Origin of the sequence: Caulobacter sp. Root1472, from assembly GCF_001426985.1 — a bacterium.
Taxonomy (GTDB): Bacteria; Pseudomonadota; Alphaproteobacteria; order Caulobacterales; family Caulobacteraceae; genus Caulobacter; species Caulobacter rhizosphaerae.
The window spans coordinates 1-15,706 of sequence record NZ_LMFX01000051.1; the positions used below are offsets into that span (position 1 = coordinate 1).

The 15,706-nt window shown below is 69.1% G+C and carries 17 protein-coding genes and 1 pseudogene; 8 read left to right on the plus strand and 10 right to left on the minus strand.

From position 1 onward, the window contains the following. Positions 1-104: 104 nt before the first annotated feature. On the minus strand, positions 105-866 hold the full coding sequence (locus tag ASD47_RS24550) for a polyphosphate kinase (protein ID WP_056762405.1): 762 nt from the start codon (positions 864-866) through the stop codon (positions 105-107). Positions 867-912: 46 nt separating this feature from the next. Between ASD47_RS24550 and ASD47_RS24555 the strand changes: the two genes are divergently transcribed. Further along, on the plus strand, positions 913-1,629 hold the full coding sequence (locus ASD47_RS24555) for a 16S rRNA (uracil(1498)-N(3))-methyltransferase (protein WP_056762407.1): 717 nt from the start codon (positions 913-915) through the stop codon (positions 1,627-1,629). A gap of 229 nt (positions 1,630-1,858) precedes the next feature. Next, positions 1,859-3,217, plus strand: a complete 1,359-nt coding sequence (locus tag ASD47_RS24560) for a glutamate--cysteine ligase (protein ID WP_056762408.1) — start codon at positions 1,859-1,861, stop codon at positions 3,215-3,217. 21 nt (positions 3,218-3,238) lie between these two features. Here ASD47_RS24560 and ASD47_RS26905 read toward each other — a convergent pair whose 3' ends face one another. Together ASD47_RS26905 and ASD47_RS24565 are read right to left on the minus strand one after the other, a co-directional pair. Beyond that, entirely contained in the window at positions 3,239-3,397 is a 159-nt protein-coding gene (locus ASD47_RS26905; RefSeq protein ID WP_156402418.1) for a hypothetical protein, read from the minus strand. Positions 3,398-3,509: 112 nt separating this feature from the next. Beyond that, the gene (locus ASD47_RS24565; RefSeq protein ID WP_056762410.1) at positions 3,510-4,169 is read right to left on the minus strand and encodes a DUF427 domain-containing protein; all 660 of its coding nucleotides are present in this window, start codon (positions 4,167-4,169) and stop codon (positions 3,510-3,512) included. 184 nt (positions 4,170-4,353) lie between these two features. Here ASD47_RS24565 and ASD47_RS24570 point away from each other — a divergent pair, with 184 nt between their 5' ends. Further along, positions 4,354-6,255, plus strand: coding sequence for a peptide MFS transporter (locus ASD47_RS24570; protein ID WP_056762412.1), 1,902 nt, complete (start codon positions 4,354-4,356; stop codon positions 6,253-6,255). A 34-nt stretch (positions 6,256-6,289) separates the two neighbouring features. On the opposite strand, the pseudogene ASD47_RS27835 reads toward ASD47_RS24570, so the two are convergent. The 3 genes and pseudogenes from ASD47_RS27835 to gloB all read right to left on the minus strand — a co-directional run. Then, positions 6,290-6,428, minus strand: a pseudogene (locus ASD47_RS27835) (hypothetical protein); the annotation flags it as partial. After that, positions 6,410-6,874, minus strand: coding sequence for a cupin domain-containing protein (locus ASD47_RS24575; protein WP_056762414.1), 465 nt, complete (start codon positions 6,872-6,874; stop codon positions 6,410-6,412). The gene ASD47_RS24575 and the pseudogene ASD47_RS27835, both read right to left, overlap by 19 nt. Further along, positions 6,871-7,617 (minus strand): hydroxyacylglutathione hydrolase, encoded by a 747-nt coding sequence (gene gloB / locus ASD47_RS24580; RefSeq protein WP_056762630.1) that lies wholly within the window; start codon positions 7,615-7,617, stop codon positions 6,871-6,873. Before gloB ends, ASD47_RS24575 begins: the two co-directional genes overlap by 4 nt. 97 nt (positions 7,618-7,714) lie before the next feature. Here gloB and ASD47_RS24585 point away from each other — a divergent pair, with 97 nt between their 5' ends. Both ASD47_RS24585 and ASD47_RS24590 read left to right on the plus strand, forming a co-directional pair. Further along, positions 7,715-8,536 (plus strand): class I SAM-dependent methyltransferase, encoded by an 822-nt coding sequence (locus tag ASD47_RS24585; protein ID WP_056762416.1) that lies wholly within the window; start codon positions 7,715-7,717, stop codon positions 8,534-8,536. Between the two features lie 29 nt (positions 8,537-8,565). Then, entirely contained in the window at positions 8,566-8,910 is a 345-nt protein-coding gene (locus ASD47_RS24590; RefSeq protein ID WP_056762418.1) for a P-II family nitrogen regulator, read from the plus strand. A 120-nt stretch (positions 8,911-9,030) separates the two neighbouring features. On the opposite strand, the gene ASD47_RS24595 is transcribed toward ASD47_RS24590, so the two are convergent. After that, positions 9,031-10,587 carry an MFS transporter gene (locus ASD47_RS24595; protein WP_056762420.1) on the minus strand — a complete coding sequence of 519 codons (1,557 nt, stop codon included), beginning with the start codon at positions 10,585-10,587 and terminating at the stop codon, positions 9,031-9,033. A gap of 92 nt (positions 10,588-10,679) precedes the next feature. On the opposite strand from ASD47_RS24595, the gene ASD47_RS24600 reads away from it, so the two are divergent. Beyond that, positions 10,680-12,215 (plus strand): phospholipase D-like domain-containing protein, encoded by a 1,536-nt coding sequence (locus ASD47_RS24600; RefSeq protein ID WP_056762422.1) that lies wholly within the window; start codon positions 10,680-10,682, stop codon positions 12,213-12,215. On the opposite strand, the gene ASD47_RS24605 is transcribed toward ASD47_RS24600, so the two are convergent. From ASD47_RS24605 to ASD47_RS24615, 3 genes are read right to left on the minus strand one after another with little or no spacing between them, the layout of a single operon-like run. Further along, positions 12,145-12,948, minus strand: a complete 804-nt coding sequence (locus ASD47_RS24605) for an endonuclease/exonuclease/phosphatase family protein (RefSeq protein WP_056762424.1) — start codon at positions 12,946-12,948, stop codon at positions 12,145-12,147. The two genes, ASD47_RS24600 and ASD47_RS24605, sit on opposite strands and share 71 nt — an antisense overlap. After that, positions 12,945-13,613: a methionine biosynthesis protein MetW gene (metW, locus tag ASD47_RS24610; protein ID WP_056762425.1), complete on the minus strand. Its 669-nt coding sequence runs from the start codon at positions 13,611-13,613 to the stop codon at positions 12,945-12,947. Before metW ends, ASD47_RS24605 begins: the two co-directional genes overlap by 4 nt. After that, complete coding sequence (locus ASD47_RS24615) at positions 13,610-14,767, minus strand: homoserine O-acetyltransferase (protein ID WP_056762427.1); 1,158 nt, start codon at positions 14,765-14,767, stop codon at positions 13,610-13,612. Before ASD47_RS24615 ends, metW begins: the two co-directional genes overlap by 4 nt. Before the next feature lie 76 nt (positions 14,768-14,843). Between ASD47_RS24615 and ASD47_RS24620 the strand changes: the two genes are divergently transcribed. Next, complete coding sequence (locus ASD47_RS24620; protein ID WP_056762429.1) at positions 14,844-15,356, plus strand: histidine phosphatase family protein; 513 nt, start codon at positions 14,844-14,846, stop codon at positions 15,354-15,356. After that, positions 15,353-15,697: a DUF952 domain-containing protein gene (locus ASD47_RS24625; RefSeq protein ID WP_056762431.1), complete on the plus strand. Its 345-nt coding sequence runs from the start codon at positions 15,353-15,355 to the stop codon at positions 15,695-15,697. Before ASD47_RS24620 ends, ASD47_RS24625 begins: the two co-directional genes overlap by 4 nt. The last annotated feature ends 9 nt before the right edge of the window (positions 15,698-15,706 follow it).

Sequence of the window (15,706 nt, forward strand, 5' to 3'; positions counted from 1 at the left end):
CGAACGTCTCCATCCGACCGTCTCCCTCTCACAAGGAGACACCCTCAGAATCCCGTTCGGACCAAAAATCCATATGCGATTCCCCTGCCCCACAGGGGGAGGATCTACTTCGCCAGCCGTCCGTCCGTCAGGGCCGCCGGCTCGAACTTGAAGATCACCTCCGGGTCCGGCTTCGGAACGCCCTTGAGCAGCTTCTTCGGGGCCGAGACGTGCAGCAGCCAGCGCAGGATGTTCAGCCGCGCCGCCTTCTTGTGGTTGGCGCGCACGCAGATCCACGGGACGGGCGTGGAGTGCGTGCGGATCAGCATCTCGTCGCGGGCCGCCGAATAGTCGTCCCACTTGGCCTGGGCGACGGCGTCCAGGTCGCTGACCTTGAAGGCCTTCAGCGGCTCGTCGCGGCGCGCCTTCAGGCGTTCGGCCTGGGTGTCCTGGTCGATGTCGAGCCAGAACTTGGTCAGCTTGATCCCGTTGTCGACCAGCATCAGCTCGAAGGCCGGCACGTCGCGCAGGAACTGCTCCTGCTCGTGCGGCGTGGAGAAGCCCATCACCCGCTCGACCCCGGCCCGGTTGTACCAGGAGCGGTTGAAGACCACGGCCTCGCCGGCCCCGGGCAGGTAGCGGACATAGCGCTGGAAGTACCACTCGCTGCGCTCGCGCTCGTTTGGGGCGGGCAGGGAGATCACCTGGGTGGCGCGGCGATGGGCGTGCTCGGTCAGGCGGGCGATCGCCCCGTCCTTGCCGGCCGCGTCGCGGCCCTCGAACAGGGTGACGGTCTTCCAGCCTTCCTTGATCGCCTGGCGCTGCAGGCCGATCATCGCCAGCTGCAGGACGCGGAGCTCGGCTTCGTAATCTTCGGACTTGCTCATCCGTCGAGCCTACCCCCGGAACATCCAGTTGCGCTAGAAGGACGGCATGATCCGTCTGTTCGTTCCGCATCCGCTCAAGGCCGGCGCCGGCGTCGCGCCCACCATCGACCAGTCGCGCTACCTGACCGCGGTGATGCGGCTGTCGGTCGGCGACGAGATCCTGGTGTTCAACGGCCAGGACGGCGAATGGCGCTGCAGCCTGGCCGAGGCGGGCAAGCGCGGTTGCGTGCTGAAGGCCGAGGAACAGACGCGGCCCCAGGCCTATGGTCCCGACCTCGACCTGGTGATCGCCATGGTCAAGCGCGGCCGGGTCGAGACCATCGTCGAGAAGGCCGCCGAACTGGGCGCCCGGCGGGTGCGCCTGACCCAGACCCGGCGGACCAATGTCGACTTCGTCAAGCTGGGCCGCCTGGACGCCATCGCCATCGAGGCCGCCGAGCAGACCGGCCGGCTGGACGTCCCGGCCGTCGACGACCCGCAGAAGCTGGACAAGATCCTCGACAGCTGGGACCCGGCCCGCCGCCTGGTCTTCTGCGACGAGGGCGGCGACGCCCGGTCGATGATAGAGGCGCTGGCGGAGACCGGCGCGCCGGCCGCGATCCTGATCGGCCCCGAAGGCGGCTTCGCCCCGGAGGAGCGTGAGCGCTTGCGGTCGCTGCCGTTCGTGATCCCGGTCTCGCTGGGCCCGCGCATCCTGCGGGCGGACACGGCGGCCATCGCGGCGATGACCCTGTGGCAGGCGGCGGCCGGGGACTGGCGGTAGGGCGTCGGATCCTGCCTCTTTCAACCGTCATCCCGCTCTGAACAACAGGACCCGGAATGACGGTGTGATTTGAGACTACGTTTCCGCAAGCGGGCCTCGCCTGTCGCGAAACCCTGTCCGCGCCCCTTGAGGTTCGCTAAGAAAACGCCCAACTGCGCAGCACGACAGTTCGCGGCCTGGTCGGAGGGAACTTCCCTCCCTTCTTGAAGCGTGTTTTGGGGAGGGGCCGATGGCCGAAACCGTGAGCCAGGAGCGTCCGCTGACGCTGGACGATCTGACCGCCTATTTCGCCCAGGGCTCCAAGCCCAAGGACCAGTTCCGGGTCGGCGCCGAGCACGAGAAGTTCGGCTTCTACCTGGGCTCGCACGCGCCGGTTCCCTACGAAGGCGACAAGGGCGTCTACGCCCTGCTGACTGGGCTGCAGCGCTTCGGCTGGAAGCCGGTGATGGAGGGGCCGACGATCATCGGCCTGGAGCGCAACGGCGCCAATGTCAGCCTGGAGCCGGGCGGCCAGTTCGAGCTGAGCGGCGCGCCGCTCAAGACCATGCACGACATCTGCGAGGAGACCGGCCAGCACCTGGACGAGGTCAAGACCGTGGCCGACGAGCTGGGCCTGGGCTTCCTGGGCCTGGGCTTCTCGCCGCTGTGGCGGCGGGACGAGGTGCCGGTCATGCCCAAGGGCCGCTATGTCATCATGCGCAACTACATGCCCAAGGTCGGCGGCCTGGGCCTGGACATGATGCTGCGCACCTGCACGGTGCAGGCCAATCTCGACTTCTCCAGCGAAGCCGACATGGTCGCCAAGTTCCGGATGAGCCTGGCCCTGCAGCCGATCGCCACCGCCCTGTTCGCCAATTCGCCGTTCACCGAAGGCAAGCCCAACGGCTTCCTGTCGGCCCGCGCCAATGTCTGGACCGACACCGACGCCGACCGCACGGGCCTGCTGGACTTCGTGTTCGAGGACGGCTTCGACTTCGAGCGCTACGCCCGCTACGCCCTGGACGTGCCGATGTACTTCGCCAAGCGCGGCGATAAGTACATCGATCTCGCCGGTCGCAGCTTCCGCGACTTCATCGACGGCAAGATCCCCGAGCTGCCGGGCGAGCGCGCCTCGATCAAGGACTGGGCCGACCACACCACCACCCTGTTCCCGGAAGTCCGCCTGAAGACCTACCTGGAAATGCGCGGCGCCGACGCCGGGCCGTGGAGCCGCCTCTGCGCCCTGCCGGCCCTGTGGACGGGGGTGTTCTACGACGATGCGGCCCTGGCCGCGGCCTGGGACCTCTGCAAGGACTGGACGGCCGAGGATCGCGCCGGCCTGCGCCGCGACGTGCCGAGGCTGGGTCTCAAGGCCCAGGTCGCGGGGCGTTCGGCTCAGGACGTGGCCAAGGACTTCGTGGCCATCGCCAAGCAGGGCCTCAAGGCCCGCGCCCACCTGAACGGCGGCTTCCTGGACGAGACGATCTATCTGGGCGACCTGGAGGAGATCGCGGAGACCGGCGTCACGCCGGCCGAACGGCTGCTGGCGCTGTACGAAGGCGCGTGGAAGGGCGACATCAGCCGGGTGTTCGAGGACTTCGCGTACTGAGTCTGGACCCAGCGCGCCGCCCTAGAGGATCGCGCGCACCCCGGCGATGATCGCGGCCCAGGCCAGGATGCTGGCCGCCACCAGCCCCAGCCGTTCCCAGGCGAACCTGGCGCGGGCGGGTCGGGACTGCGTCCGGCCGGAAGGGGGACGTAAACCGGAATCATAACCGATGTAAGCCACGACGTTTCTCCCAGGACGCCTCTCTTGGGGAGGCTTCAAGCTCGAGTGTTGCGGTCATTGCAGCGCTTCATAGGTTAACGAACGTTTTACGCTCGAGGTTCCACGGCGGCGTTCAGATCGATCCGGTTCCCTCGTAGGGCTTGGCCACCGTCGGAGGGCGATCCTCGCGGATGTCGTCGCCTTCCCAGGCCTCGTCGTCCGGCATCGAGACGTTGGCGTCCCAATGCTCGGCCTGGCTGGCGCCCGAGCCGCTGTCGGTATGCCGGACCACCTCGTCGACCCCAGGCGCGAACGAGCGCTCCGCCCCGCGACCCTGGGCTGGCGCCCAACCCGAGTCGGGCCGGCCGTTGCTCCCCGGCGCGTTGGCCGCCTCCGTCCGGCCGTGCTCGAGCGCCTCGGTGTCCGACGCCGACTGGGCGCCGACCTGGAAGTCGAAATGCTCGGGATAGAAGGCCAGCCGGCCGGCGATCTGGCCCATGCCGGGCAGCGGGTCCTCGTACGACCAGACGGCGTTCTCGATGATCTGCCGGTCGCGCATGATCGTGTAGTACGAGGCCTGGCCCTTGTGGGGACAGTGGGTGACCTTGTCGGTCTTCTTCAGGAAGGCCATGGCCACGTGCTCGCGCGGGAAGTAGCGGACGGGGTCATGCCCTTCCTCGCGCAGCACCAGCACGTCGTCGCTGGTGGCGATGCTGTGGCCCTCGAACAGCACCTGGACCCGGCCGGGCTCCTTGGCGCAGGTGATCGGGTGGTCCTGATGGGTGGCGTCCATGGCTGAATTCTCCCGTGAGACGAGGTGACGCCTATCAAACGCGCGGGACGGGAACGGGGCTCCGGCGCGGCAAGCCATTGCTTGTGAAACGCAAAGCGCCGTGATCTTCTCCCCGCCAATTGGGGAGGGGAGGGCGAAACCACCTGCTGGTCGCCCCACCGCTTTTACGTTTCAAGGTTCGTGAATGAATATCGTTGTCGCCGTCGGCATTCTGGTCACCCTGGTGACCGGCGTACCCGTGCTTATCCAGCTGCTGCGAGGCCATCCGCGCGGCCTGATCATCTGCTTCCTGGCCGAGATGTGGGAGCGCTTCTCGTACTACGGCATGCGCGGGCTGCTGATCTTCTACCTGACCCAGCACTTCCTGTTCGACCCCAAGGTCGCCAGCGGCCACTACGGCTCCTACACCTCCCTGGTCTATATCGTGCCGCTGCTCGGCGGCTTCCTGGCCGACCGCTATCTGGGCACCCGCAAGGCCGTGGCCTTCGGCGCCATCCTGCTGGTGGCCGGGCACCTGGCCATGGCGGTCGAGGGCCGTCCGGCTACCCAGACGCTGACCTACGCCAGCCAGACCTACGACTTCAAGGTCGAGGGCCGCGGGGAGGCGCGCGTGGCCAGGATCATCGTGGGCGACAAGCCCTATGAGGTCGCCGCCAACGACAAGGGCGACTTCGAGATCAAGAACCTGCCGGCGCAAGCCGCTCTGCCCGGCGTCCTGCCCAAGGGGCAGTACAAGCTGGGCGTCAAGGACCGCGACCCGCTGTACCTGAACATCTTCTGGCTGGCCCTGGCGCTGATCATCGTGGGCGTCGGCTTCATGAAAGCCAATGTCGCCACCCTGGTCGGCCAGCTCTATCCGCAGGGCGACCCGCGCCGCGATCCGGGTTTCACCCTCTATTACTACGGCATCAACCTGGGTTCGTTCTGGGCGGCGATCCTTTGCGGCCTGCTCGGCGTCAATTTCGGCTGGTCGGCGGGCTTCGGGGCCGCGGGCCTGGGCATGCTGGCCGGCTTCGTGGCCTTCGTGCTGGGCAAGCCCTGGCTGCTGGGCAAGGGCGAGCCGCCGGAACTGCCCAAGCTGAAGGCCCCGGTCCTGGGGCCGGTCAACCGCGAGGGCCTGATCTACGCCGCCTCGCTGGGCGTGGTCGGGCTGATCTTCTTCCTGGTGCAGTACACCCCGGTGGTCAGCGCCACCCTGGTCGCCGGCATGTTCGGCTCGCTGGGCTACATTCTGTGGTTCGCCTTCGCCAAGTGCGAGAAGGTCGAGGGCGAGCGGCTGCTGCTGGCCACGGTGCTGGTGCTGGGCGCGGTGGTGTTCTGGACCCTGTTCGAACAGGCCGGCTCGTCCCTGAACCTGTTCGCCGCCACCAACGTCAACCTGACCCTGCTGTCGCACCCGGTGCAGTGGTTCGGCGGCGCCGTCGTGCTGGGCTCGCCCGAGCAGCTGGCGGCGGCCGGCCTGAACCCGGCCGGCAAGCTGTGGGTCAACACCGCCTTCAACGCCGCCCAGACCCAGGCGATCAACGCCGGCTGGATCCTGATCTTCGCTCCGGTGTTCGCCGCCCTCTGGACGGTGCTGGGCCGGCGCGGCCGCAATCCGGGGCCGATGGTCAAGTTCGGCCTGTCGCTGATCCAGGTGGGGGCGGGCTTCCTGATCCTGCTGATCGGCGCCCACTTCGCCGACGGCGCGTTCCGGATGCCGCTGATCTTCCTGATCCTGATGTACATGCTGCACACCTCCGGCGAGATGTTCATGTCGCCGGTGGGGCTGTCGCAGATGACCAAGCTGTCGCCGCTGTCGATCGTCTCGTTCGTCATGGCGGTCTGGTACATGGCGCTGGCCATGGCCAACCTGTTCGGCAGCTGGATCGCGGCCATCGCCTCCAGCGAGACCATCGGCGGCCAGGTGCTGGACCCGGCCGCGGCCATGACCCAGTCGCTGCTGGTGTTCAAGGTCATCGGCCTGGTGGCGATCGCCATCGGCGTGCTGTTCCTGGCCCTGTCGCCGATCCTCAAGAAGTGGTCGCACGGCTCGGACGACACCAACCCCGAACTCGCCGCCGAACCGGCTTCGGTCGCGCCGTAAGGCAAAAGGCCCCGGATCGCTCCGGGGCCTTTTTTTCTTGGTGGCGCTCTGCGTCCTTCGAGGCCCGCCGCGCGGGCGCCTCAGGATGAGGAGCGTTTGCTGAAGTCCTCATCCTGAGGTGCGAGGCGTAGCCGAGCCTCGAAGGACGCGAAGCCTATGCCGTCGGCCGCCATCCCTCCGGCGCCAGTTCGAAGCCCTCGAACCGGAAGCCCGGCGCCACGGTGCAGCCGACCAGGGTCCAGGCCCCCAGGCTGACGGCGGTCTGCCACCAGCCGGTCGGCACGATCAGTTGCGGCCGGCAGCCGGCGCGCAGGTCCGGGCCCAGGGTGTGGGCGGTCATGCCGACGCCGTCGGGCGGGGCCAGGGTCAGGGAGATCGGCGCGCCGGCGTACCAGTGCCAGGTCTCGACCGCGTCGATCCGGTGCCAGGCCGACATCTCCTCGGCCTGCAGCAGGTAGTAGATCGCGGTCGAGGCCGGACGGCCGTCGATCAGCGTCTCGTCCTCGAAGGTCCGGCGATACCAGCCGCCCTCGGGGTGCGGCTGAAGGTCGAGCAGGCGGACGATCTCCTTGCCGCCCAGATCGCCGGAAAGGCCCTGATGGCCGCCCATAAACGTCATCCCTTGAAACCGTCCTTGGCGGCGCGAATCTCGCCGAACGCCTCGGCCGGCGGCAGATGGGGGCGCAGCAGCGGCGCGCGCAAGAAGGGATTGGTCGCCTTCTCCAGGCCGATGGTGGTCGGCACGGTCGGCTGACCCCGCTCGCGGGCGGCGAACACCGCCTCGGCCCGATCCTTGAGCGCCGGGGCGTCGTCCACCGACAGGGCGAAGCGGGCGTTCGAGGCGGTGTATTCGTGGGCGCAATAGACGGTGGTGTCGTCGGGCAGGGCGGCCAGCCTGGACAGCGACCACCACATCTGCTCGGCCGTGCCCTCGAACAAGCGGCCGCAGCCCAAGGCGAACAGGGTGTCGCCGACGAAGGCGATGCGGTCGGCCGCGTCGTGATAGGCGATGTGCCCCAAAGTATGGCCGCCGGTGTCGATCACCGACAGGGGCGTCTCGCCCAGCATCACCGTGTCGCCCTGACCCACCGCGCGGTCCAGCGGCGCGATCCGGGTCACCTCCTGGGGGCCGACGATCGTCGCGCCGGTCGCCGCCTGGATCGCCGCGTTGCCGCCGGCGTGGTCCGGATGCCAGTGGGTGTTGAGAATCAGGTCCAGCGTCCAGCCCAGCTTGCCCAGTTCCGCCAGGATCGCGTCGGCGTCGGGCGTGTCGATCGTCGCCGTCGTCCCGGTGGCGTCGTCGCGCACGAGAAAGCCGTAATTGTCCGACAGGCAGGGAAACTGGTGAACGGTCAGCGACATGGTTTCGACTCCGGGCAGGGCCATGCTCTCGTGGGGCGGGACGTGACGCCAGGGACCCGCCCGCCTACATAGATGATGCGATCGATCGGGAGACTCAATGCGCCGCGACGTGCTCGATCTCAGAGCCTTCTACGCCAGTCCGCTCGGACGCGCGGCCCGCGAGATGCTGGGCCGCAAGGTCGAGGAGGCGTGGGGCGACGCGCGCGGGCTGGACGTGCTGGGCCTGGGCTACGCCACGCCGTTCCTCGACAAGGCCCGCCCCCAGGCGCGCCGGGTGGTGGCGGCCATGCCGGCGGCCCAGGGCGTCGAGGTCTGGCCCTCCGGCGGGGCCAACGCCGCGACCCTGGTCGAGGAGATCGCCCTGCCGTTCCCCAACGCCATGTTCGACCGGATCCTGGCGGTGCACGCGCTGGAGGAGGCCGACGATCCGGGCGCGGTGCTGCGCGAGCTCTGGCGGGTCATGGCGCCGTCCGGCCGGCTGATCGTCGCGGTGGCGTCGCGCGACGGCCTGTGGGCCGGGGCCGAGAGCACGCCGTTCGGCCACGGCCGGCCGTTCAGCCGCCATCAGCTGGAGGCCCTGCTGCGGGAGGCCGACCTGGAGCCCGCCGGCTGGACGCGGGCGCTCTACGCCCCGCCCATGGGCGTGGCCGCACGCTGGGCCGAGGGATTCGAGCAGGTCGGCGCCCGCCTGTGGCCGCGTTTCGCCGGTCTGATCCTGATGGAGGCCGTCAAGCAGACCTTCGCGGTCAAGCCACGGGGCAGCCGGGCCCGCGTGCGGGTTTTCGCGCCGGGGGTGCTTGCGCCCTCGCCCGGCGGCCCCGCTCCGGTCCGGGCGGCGCCTGTTCGAAAGGCGCCGGGTACTCTAAATGCCGCAAAGCCCTTGGAGCCGTCGATTCCCGGGCCTAGCTTCAAGTCGTAGAACAAGCCGACGCCAGCGGGAGCCGCGCCATGAAGATGATCGTCGCCGTTATCAAGCCCAGTCGCCTGGACGCCGTGCTTGAGGCGGTCACCGAGGCGGGCGCCTCGGGCCTGACGGTCACCGAGGTCCGCGGCTACGGCCGACAGAAGGGCAAGACCGAAGTCTATCGCGGCGCCGAGTACGAGGTGAAGCTGCTGCCCAAGGTCAAGCTGGAGATCGCCGTGCCCACCGACGTCGTCGAGCCGGTGGTCGAGGCCCTGCAGCGCACCGCCAACACCGGCAAGATCGGCGACGGCAAGGTGTTCGTCATGGACCTGGAACAGGCCCTGCGCATCCGTACCGGCGAACGCGACGCCGCGGCCATCGCGGGCTGATCCTCACTGCGTCCTTCGAGGCTCGCCTGTGGCTCGCACCTCAGGATGAGGATGTTGGATTGGCTTTGATCTCCTCATCCTGAGGCGCCCGCGTAGCGGGCCTCGAAGGACGCAGGGCGCCTACCTCTCCAGTTCCCGCAGGTCCCGGCCGCGCGTCTCGGTGCCGAACCAGGCCACCAGGGCCAGGGCCAGGGCCAGGGGCGCGATGATCATCAGGGCGGCGACCTTCAGGGGCGGCACGGCGGCCAGGATGCCCAGCAGCTGGGCGATCAGCCCGCCCGACTTGCTGCACGCCGCCACCCAGCCCGTGGCGCGGCCGCGGATCCGTAGGGGGAAGCTCTCGGCGGTGTAGGGCAGCAGGATGGCCAGCAGGCCGTTCGTGCCGATGATCATCAGGGCCACCGGCAGCACCGGGCTGACGCCGGGGCCGATGGTCAACACGCCGGCCACGCCCAGGGCGCTGACCGCGATCGTCGCGGCCATCGACCACTTGGTGCTCCAGCGGCTGTAGAGGAAGGCGCACACGAAGACCGTCGGGAAGGCGATCAGGGCCGACTTGGCCAGCAGCTGGCTTGAGACGCCGACGCTGTGGCCCTCGGCGACCAACTCGGCCGGCAGCCACAGCAGCAGGCCGAAATTGACCAGGCCCCACGCCACGGCGGCGATGCTCAGGGCCGCGGTCTTGCCCATGAAGCGCCGCTCGACCGGCGGCGGCGTCAGGACGTGGTGGTGGTCCTCGGGCCTGTCCTCCTTCTCGCGGACGACCGAGCCGAACCGCTTCATCACCGCATGGGCGGCGTCGAGGCGGCCAATGGCCATCAGGAACTTGGCCGATTCGGGAATGAAGCCGGACAGGGCGATCAGGATCAGGCCGGTCGGCAGGTTCAGGAACCACATGATCCGCCAGCCGAACACCGGCTGCAGCCAGGCCGAGCAGCCGGACGAGGCCAGGTAGCCGCCCACCGCCCCCAGGCCGCCGACCAGCACCAGGGCCCAGCCGCGGTGCTTGGACGGCATGGTCTCGGCCAGCAGGGCGTAGACCACCGGCAGCAGCCCGCCGGCCGCCGCGCCCATCATGAAGCACATGATCACGTTCCACCAGAAATCGGGCATGGCCCCGCAGATCGAGGTGCCGACGAACATCACCGCCGACAGCAGGATCGAGGCCCGCCGCCCGAAGACGTCCGCCAGGGCGCCCCAGATGATCGAGCCGGCCACGGTGCCGGTCAGGGCGGCGAACGGCAGCCAGGCGACCATGGCCTTGGTCACCCCGTACTCCTTGATCATGCCGGGCACTACGAAGCCCAGGCTGGCCGGCTTCATGATGTCGATGACCAAGGCCACCACCAGCACCAGCATCAGGCCCCAGTGTGCCGCGGACAGCGGCGCGTCCTCGGGCGGGGTGACCTCGATCGTGTGCTCCAGGTGATGGTCGACGCCGCGCCGGGGCAGCAGGCCCCAGCCGGCCAGGGCGCAGCCGGGCGGGATGATCAGCATGCCCACGGTCATGCCCAGGTCCATCTTCATGCCGGCCAGCTGGTAGCCGATGTCGGCCCCCATCAGGTACATCGGCACGTGCAGGATCACCCCGGCCGTGACCACCAGGCAGCCCAGCCAGAAGGCCCACAGGCGCTTGCGGTCGGCGAGGACGTGGTGGGCGGGCGTCTGGGCGGTCATCGGCGTTCAACAAACATGGGTCAGCATTCAATCCAAGCGGAGCCATAACATGGGTCCGTGCGTTGACGAATTTCCATGGCACAAGGGGCGATATGGCCGACGACGCATCCTCGCTTACCTCCGCTTCCCTGCTCAGGCCCGGCGCCACCTGCTGGCGCGTGGAGCAGGCCGACCGGTTGGCGCTGTTCATCGACAATGACGAGGCGTTCGACGCGCTGAAGTCCATCCTGCTGACGGCCAAGAAGTCGATCTGGATCCTGGCCTGGGTGTTCGACCCGCTGACGCGCCTGGATCCCGACCGGGTCCGCAAGAGCCGGGACCCCCGGCACGTGGACCGCATCGGCCTGCTGCTGCGCCGCCAGGCGGCCCTGAACCCGGCGCTCGACGTGCGGATCCTGGTCTGGGACATGCCCTTCCCGATCGCCGCCTCGCAGCTGTTCGGACCCCATCGCGGCCAGGTGTTCTTCACCGGCTCACGGGTGAAGTACCACCTGGACAACACCCTGCCGGCCAGCGCCAGCCATCACCAGAAGGTAGTCGTGGTCGACGGCTCGGTGGCCCTGGTCAGCGGCGGCGACATCGGCGTCGATCGCTGGGACACCACCCAGCACCTGGACAACGACCCGCGCCGCCGCCTGCCGACCGGCCGCCACTACCCGGCTCGCCACGAGGTGGCGGCGATGGTCGACGGCAAGGCGGCAGAGGCCCTGGGCGACCTGTTCATCGCCCGCTGGGTCCGGTCGACGGGCGAGTCGCTGGAGCGCTCGGAAAAGCCCGAAGAAGCGCCCTGGCCGGACTATCTGACGCCGGATCTGCGCAACGTTCCGGTCGCCGTCTGCCGCACCCAGCCGGCCTGGAAGCACGACGCCGAGATCAACGAGTCGATGCTGATGCACCTGGCCAGCATCAAGGCGGCCAAGCGGCTGGTCTATCTGGAGAACCAGTACCTGACCTCGCCGATCATCGTCGAAGCCCTGGCCGACCGCCTGGCCGAGCCGGACGGGCCCGAGGTGGTGACGGTCGGCCCGGCCCACAGCCCCAGCTATTTCGACCAGATGACCATGGACAGCGCCCGCACCTCGGCCATCAACCGCCTGCGCGAGATCGACGTCCACGGCCGCTTCTCGGCCTTCAGCGCCCGCACGCCGAAGGGTGCGACGATCATCGTCCACTCCAAGGTGGCGATCATGGACGACCGGGTGCTGCGCCTGGGCTCGGCCAACCTCAACAACCGCTCGATCGGGCTGGACACCGAGTGCGACATCGCCTTCGAGGGGACCGACGAGACCAGCCGCGCCGCGGTTCGCGCCTTTCTGGGGCGGCTGATCGGCCACTTCCTCGACCATGAGACCGGCTATGTGCTGGAGACCTACGACCGCCTGGGCGGCCTGGCCGCGACGATCAACGCATTAGATCGCAAGGACGGCCAGCCGCGCCGCCTGGCGCCGGTGCCGGTCAAGCCGCTGACCGGCGTCCAGCAGTTCATCGCCGACTGGAGCCTGGGCGACGCCATCTCGCCCACCGACGCCTGGCGGCCCTGGGGCCGTCGCAAGCGCCTCAAGCGCGAGCTGCACCGCCTGATGGACGATCACCAGTCGCCGATCCTGCCGGATCACCTGCAGGACTGATTTCCAGGTCGACCACCAGCGGCAGGTGGTCCGAGGCCGCCCGGGCCAACGACCCGTAAGGCGAGCGCACCGCCACCGTCTCCAGGCCCTTGGTCAGGAAGACGTGGTCGATGCGCATGAACGGGAAGCTCGAGGGGAAGGTCGCGGTCGGCGTCCTCGTCCACGACGCGCTGCGGCCCTGGGCGTCGCGCAGGACGGTCCTGAGCAGGCGGTAGGTCGCTGAATAGGGGCTGGCGTTGAAATCGCCCAGCAGGATGCCCGGAGCCTTCCAGTCCTCGTGCGCCATCCATTGCTCGCCCAGCAGGGCGGCGGCCTGGCGCTTCTGCTCCTGGGGCACCAGGCCCAGGTGGGTGTTGATGATCTGCACCGGCGTTCCGCCGACGTCGACCGTGATCCAGATGGCGCCGCGCGGCTCCAGGCCGGGGATGCGCGGATACAGCGGCAGGCCGTCGGCCTTGACCTTCTTCTCGGGCAGGGCGGTCAGGATCGCGTCGCCGTAGAGCTCTTCCTCCACCGTCATGGCCGGATGGAAATGCGAGCGCATCTTCAGCAGTTCGGCCAGGCGGTGGGCCTGGTCCACGCCCCGGGTGCGGGCCCGGCGAACGTCCAGCTCCTGAAGCGCCACCACGTCGGCGTTTTCCGCAGCGATGACCTCGGCCACACGCTCGACGTCGAGCTTGCGATCCGTGCCCACGCACCGGTGGACATTGTAGGTCATGAGACGAAGCTTCATCCGTCGAAGAGATCGCCTGAAGTCGCTGGAGGTTCCGTCCGCGCCAAGCTTTGGACCGGCGGAGGATTGCGGCTGAGCATGAACAGGCAGCTTTCGGCGCGCCAGTTCTCGATGGCCTTGGTGGGGTCGATCTGCCGGGCCGAGCCGTTGCCCGCGAAGGCGGCGCAGGCGTCGATGCGCACCCCCAGGTCCTCGGTCAGCGCCAGGAAATCGGCCAGGGTGCACAGGTGGATGTTGGGCGTCGACCACCAGGGCAGGGGCAGGGCCTCGGTCTCGGGCATGCGGCCGCGATGCAGCAGCGACCAGCGCACCCGCCAGTGGCCGAAATTGGGGAACGACACCACGGCCCGGTCGGCGATGCGCAGCAGTTCGTCCAGCACGTGGCGCGGCCGCCGCGTCGCCTGCAGGGTCTGGGACAGGATGGCGTAGTCGAAGGTGCGGTCGGGGAAGTGGTCGAGGTCCTGGTCGGCGTCGCCCTGCACCACCGACAGGCCGCGCGACATGCAGGCGGCGACCCCGGCGGCGCTGATCTCCAGCCCGCGGCCGTCGACCTGCTTTTCCCGGGTCAGCAGGTCCAGCAGCACGCCCTCGCCGCAGCCGACGTCCAGCACGCGAGAGCCGGGGCGGACCAGGCGCAGGATCTCCTTGAAGTCCTCGCGGATCATTTGGACAGGCCTCGCTCCCGTTCGACCGAGCCGAGGAAGCCCTGCAACGCCGCGTCCATCACCGGTTCGTCCAGCAGGAAGGCGTCGTGGCCCTTGTCGCTCTCGATCTCGACGAAGGCCGCCCGGCAGCCGGCGGCGGTCAGGGCGCGGACGATGTGGCGGTTCTCGGCGGTCGGATAGAGCCAGTCGCTGGTGAACGACAGCACGCAGAAGCGCACATGGCGCGCCCCGGCGAACGCCTGGGCCAGCACCCCGCCATGGGCGGCGGCCAAGTCGAAATAGTCCATGGCCCGGGTGATGTAGAGGTAGGAGTTGGCGTCGAAGCGGTCGACGAAGCTGGCCCCCTGGTGGCGCAGATAGCTCTCCACCTGGAAGTCGGCGTCGAAGCCCCACGACAGGCCGTCGCGCTGCAGTTCGCGGCCGAACTTCCGCTGCAGGGCCGGTTCGGACAGGTAGGTGATGTGGGCGGCCATCCGGGCGACGGCGAGGCCCTTTTCCGGCCGTGACTTGCCTTGCGCGTAGGCGCCGGCCTTCCAGTCGGGGTCGGCCATGATCGCCTGGCGGCCCACCTCGTGGAAGGCGATGTTCTGGGCCGAGTGGCGCGAGGCCGAGGCGACGATCACCGCGCTGAACAGCTTGTCGGGATAGTCGGCCGCCCATTGCTGGACCTGCATGCCGCCCATCGAGCCGCCGACCACGGCCAGCAGGGTTTCGACCCCGAGGGCCTCGACCAGCATGGCCTGTCCGCGCACCATGTCGGCGATGGTGATGACCGGGAAGGTCAGGCCGTAGGCCTTGCCGGTGGCCGGGTTGATCGAGGCGGGACCGGTCGAGCCCATGCATCCGCCGACCACGTTCGAGCAGATGATGAAGTGCTTGGCCGGATCGATCGGCCGGCCGTGGCCGACCATGCGGGTCCACCAGCCGGGCTTGCCGCTGACCGGGTGGGTTCCGGCCACGTGCTGGTCGCCGGTCAGGGCGTGGCAGATCAGGACGGCGTTCGTGCCGTCCGCATTCAGCTCGCCCCAGGTGCGGTAGGCGATCTCCAGGTTTTCCAGCTGGGCGCCGGAGTCGAGCGGCAGGGGTTGATGGGGCGGGAACCGCCAGGTTCCGCCTTCCGACAGCACAGGTCCGGCGAAGTCGAGTTCAGCCATGCCGCCTTGGACCGCTTGGCGTCTTCCGTGTCAACCGCGCGCTTCCGATGCGCTCCGGTCAAGGCTATGGAGGATCATGGACCGACTGATCCTCATGCGCCACGGCAAGGCCGAGCAGCACGCCGCGTCGGGCGGCGATTTCGAGCGCGCCCTGGCGCCGCGCGGCCAGAACGACGCGGCCTTGATGGCCAAGGTCCTGGCCAAGGCCGGGCTGTCGCCCGACCTGGCCCTGGTCTCCTCGGCTCGCCGCACCCGCGAGACCTGGGACGCGGCCGCCCCGGCCTTTCCCAGGGCGCGCGCCGCCACCCGCCGCGACCTCTACCACGCCGAGGCCCAGGACGTGCTGGCGGCGATTCGCGAGGAGGCGCCCGACACGGGAACGGTCATGGTGGTGGGCCACAATCCGGGCCTGCACGAACTGGCCCTGCGCCTGGCCCTGGGCGGCCCGGCCGATCCCGCCCGGCTGGCCCAGTTGCGCGGCAAGTTTCCCACCGCGACCGTCGCGGTGTTTTCGATCGATCCCGACGGAGCCCCGACCTTGAGCCACCTGTTCTATGCTTCGGAAAACGGCGGACACGGCGGCGAATGAGCAAGATCTACAAGATCCTTCCCAAGGCCGAGTGGGACGCTGCTCGCGCGACCGGCGTCTTCGCCGGCTCGGCGGTCGATCTGGCCGACGGCTTCATCCACTTCTCCGGCCACGACACCGCCCAGCGGACGGCCGAACTCTATTTCAAGGGCCAGTCCGACCTGATGCTGCTGACCGTCGAGGCCGACCACCTGGGCGAGGCCCTGAAGTGGGAGGCCTCGCGCGGCGGGGCCCTGTTCCCGCACCTGTTCCGCGCGCTGAAGGTGGACGAGGTGATGGCCGAACGGGCGATCGCGCTGGACGCCGACGGCGCGCCGATCCTGGGCGAGCTGGCCGCATGAGCCTGCCCC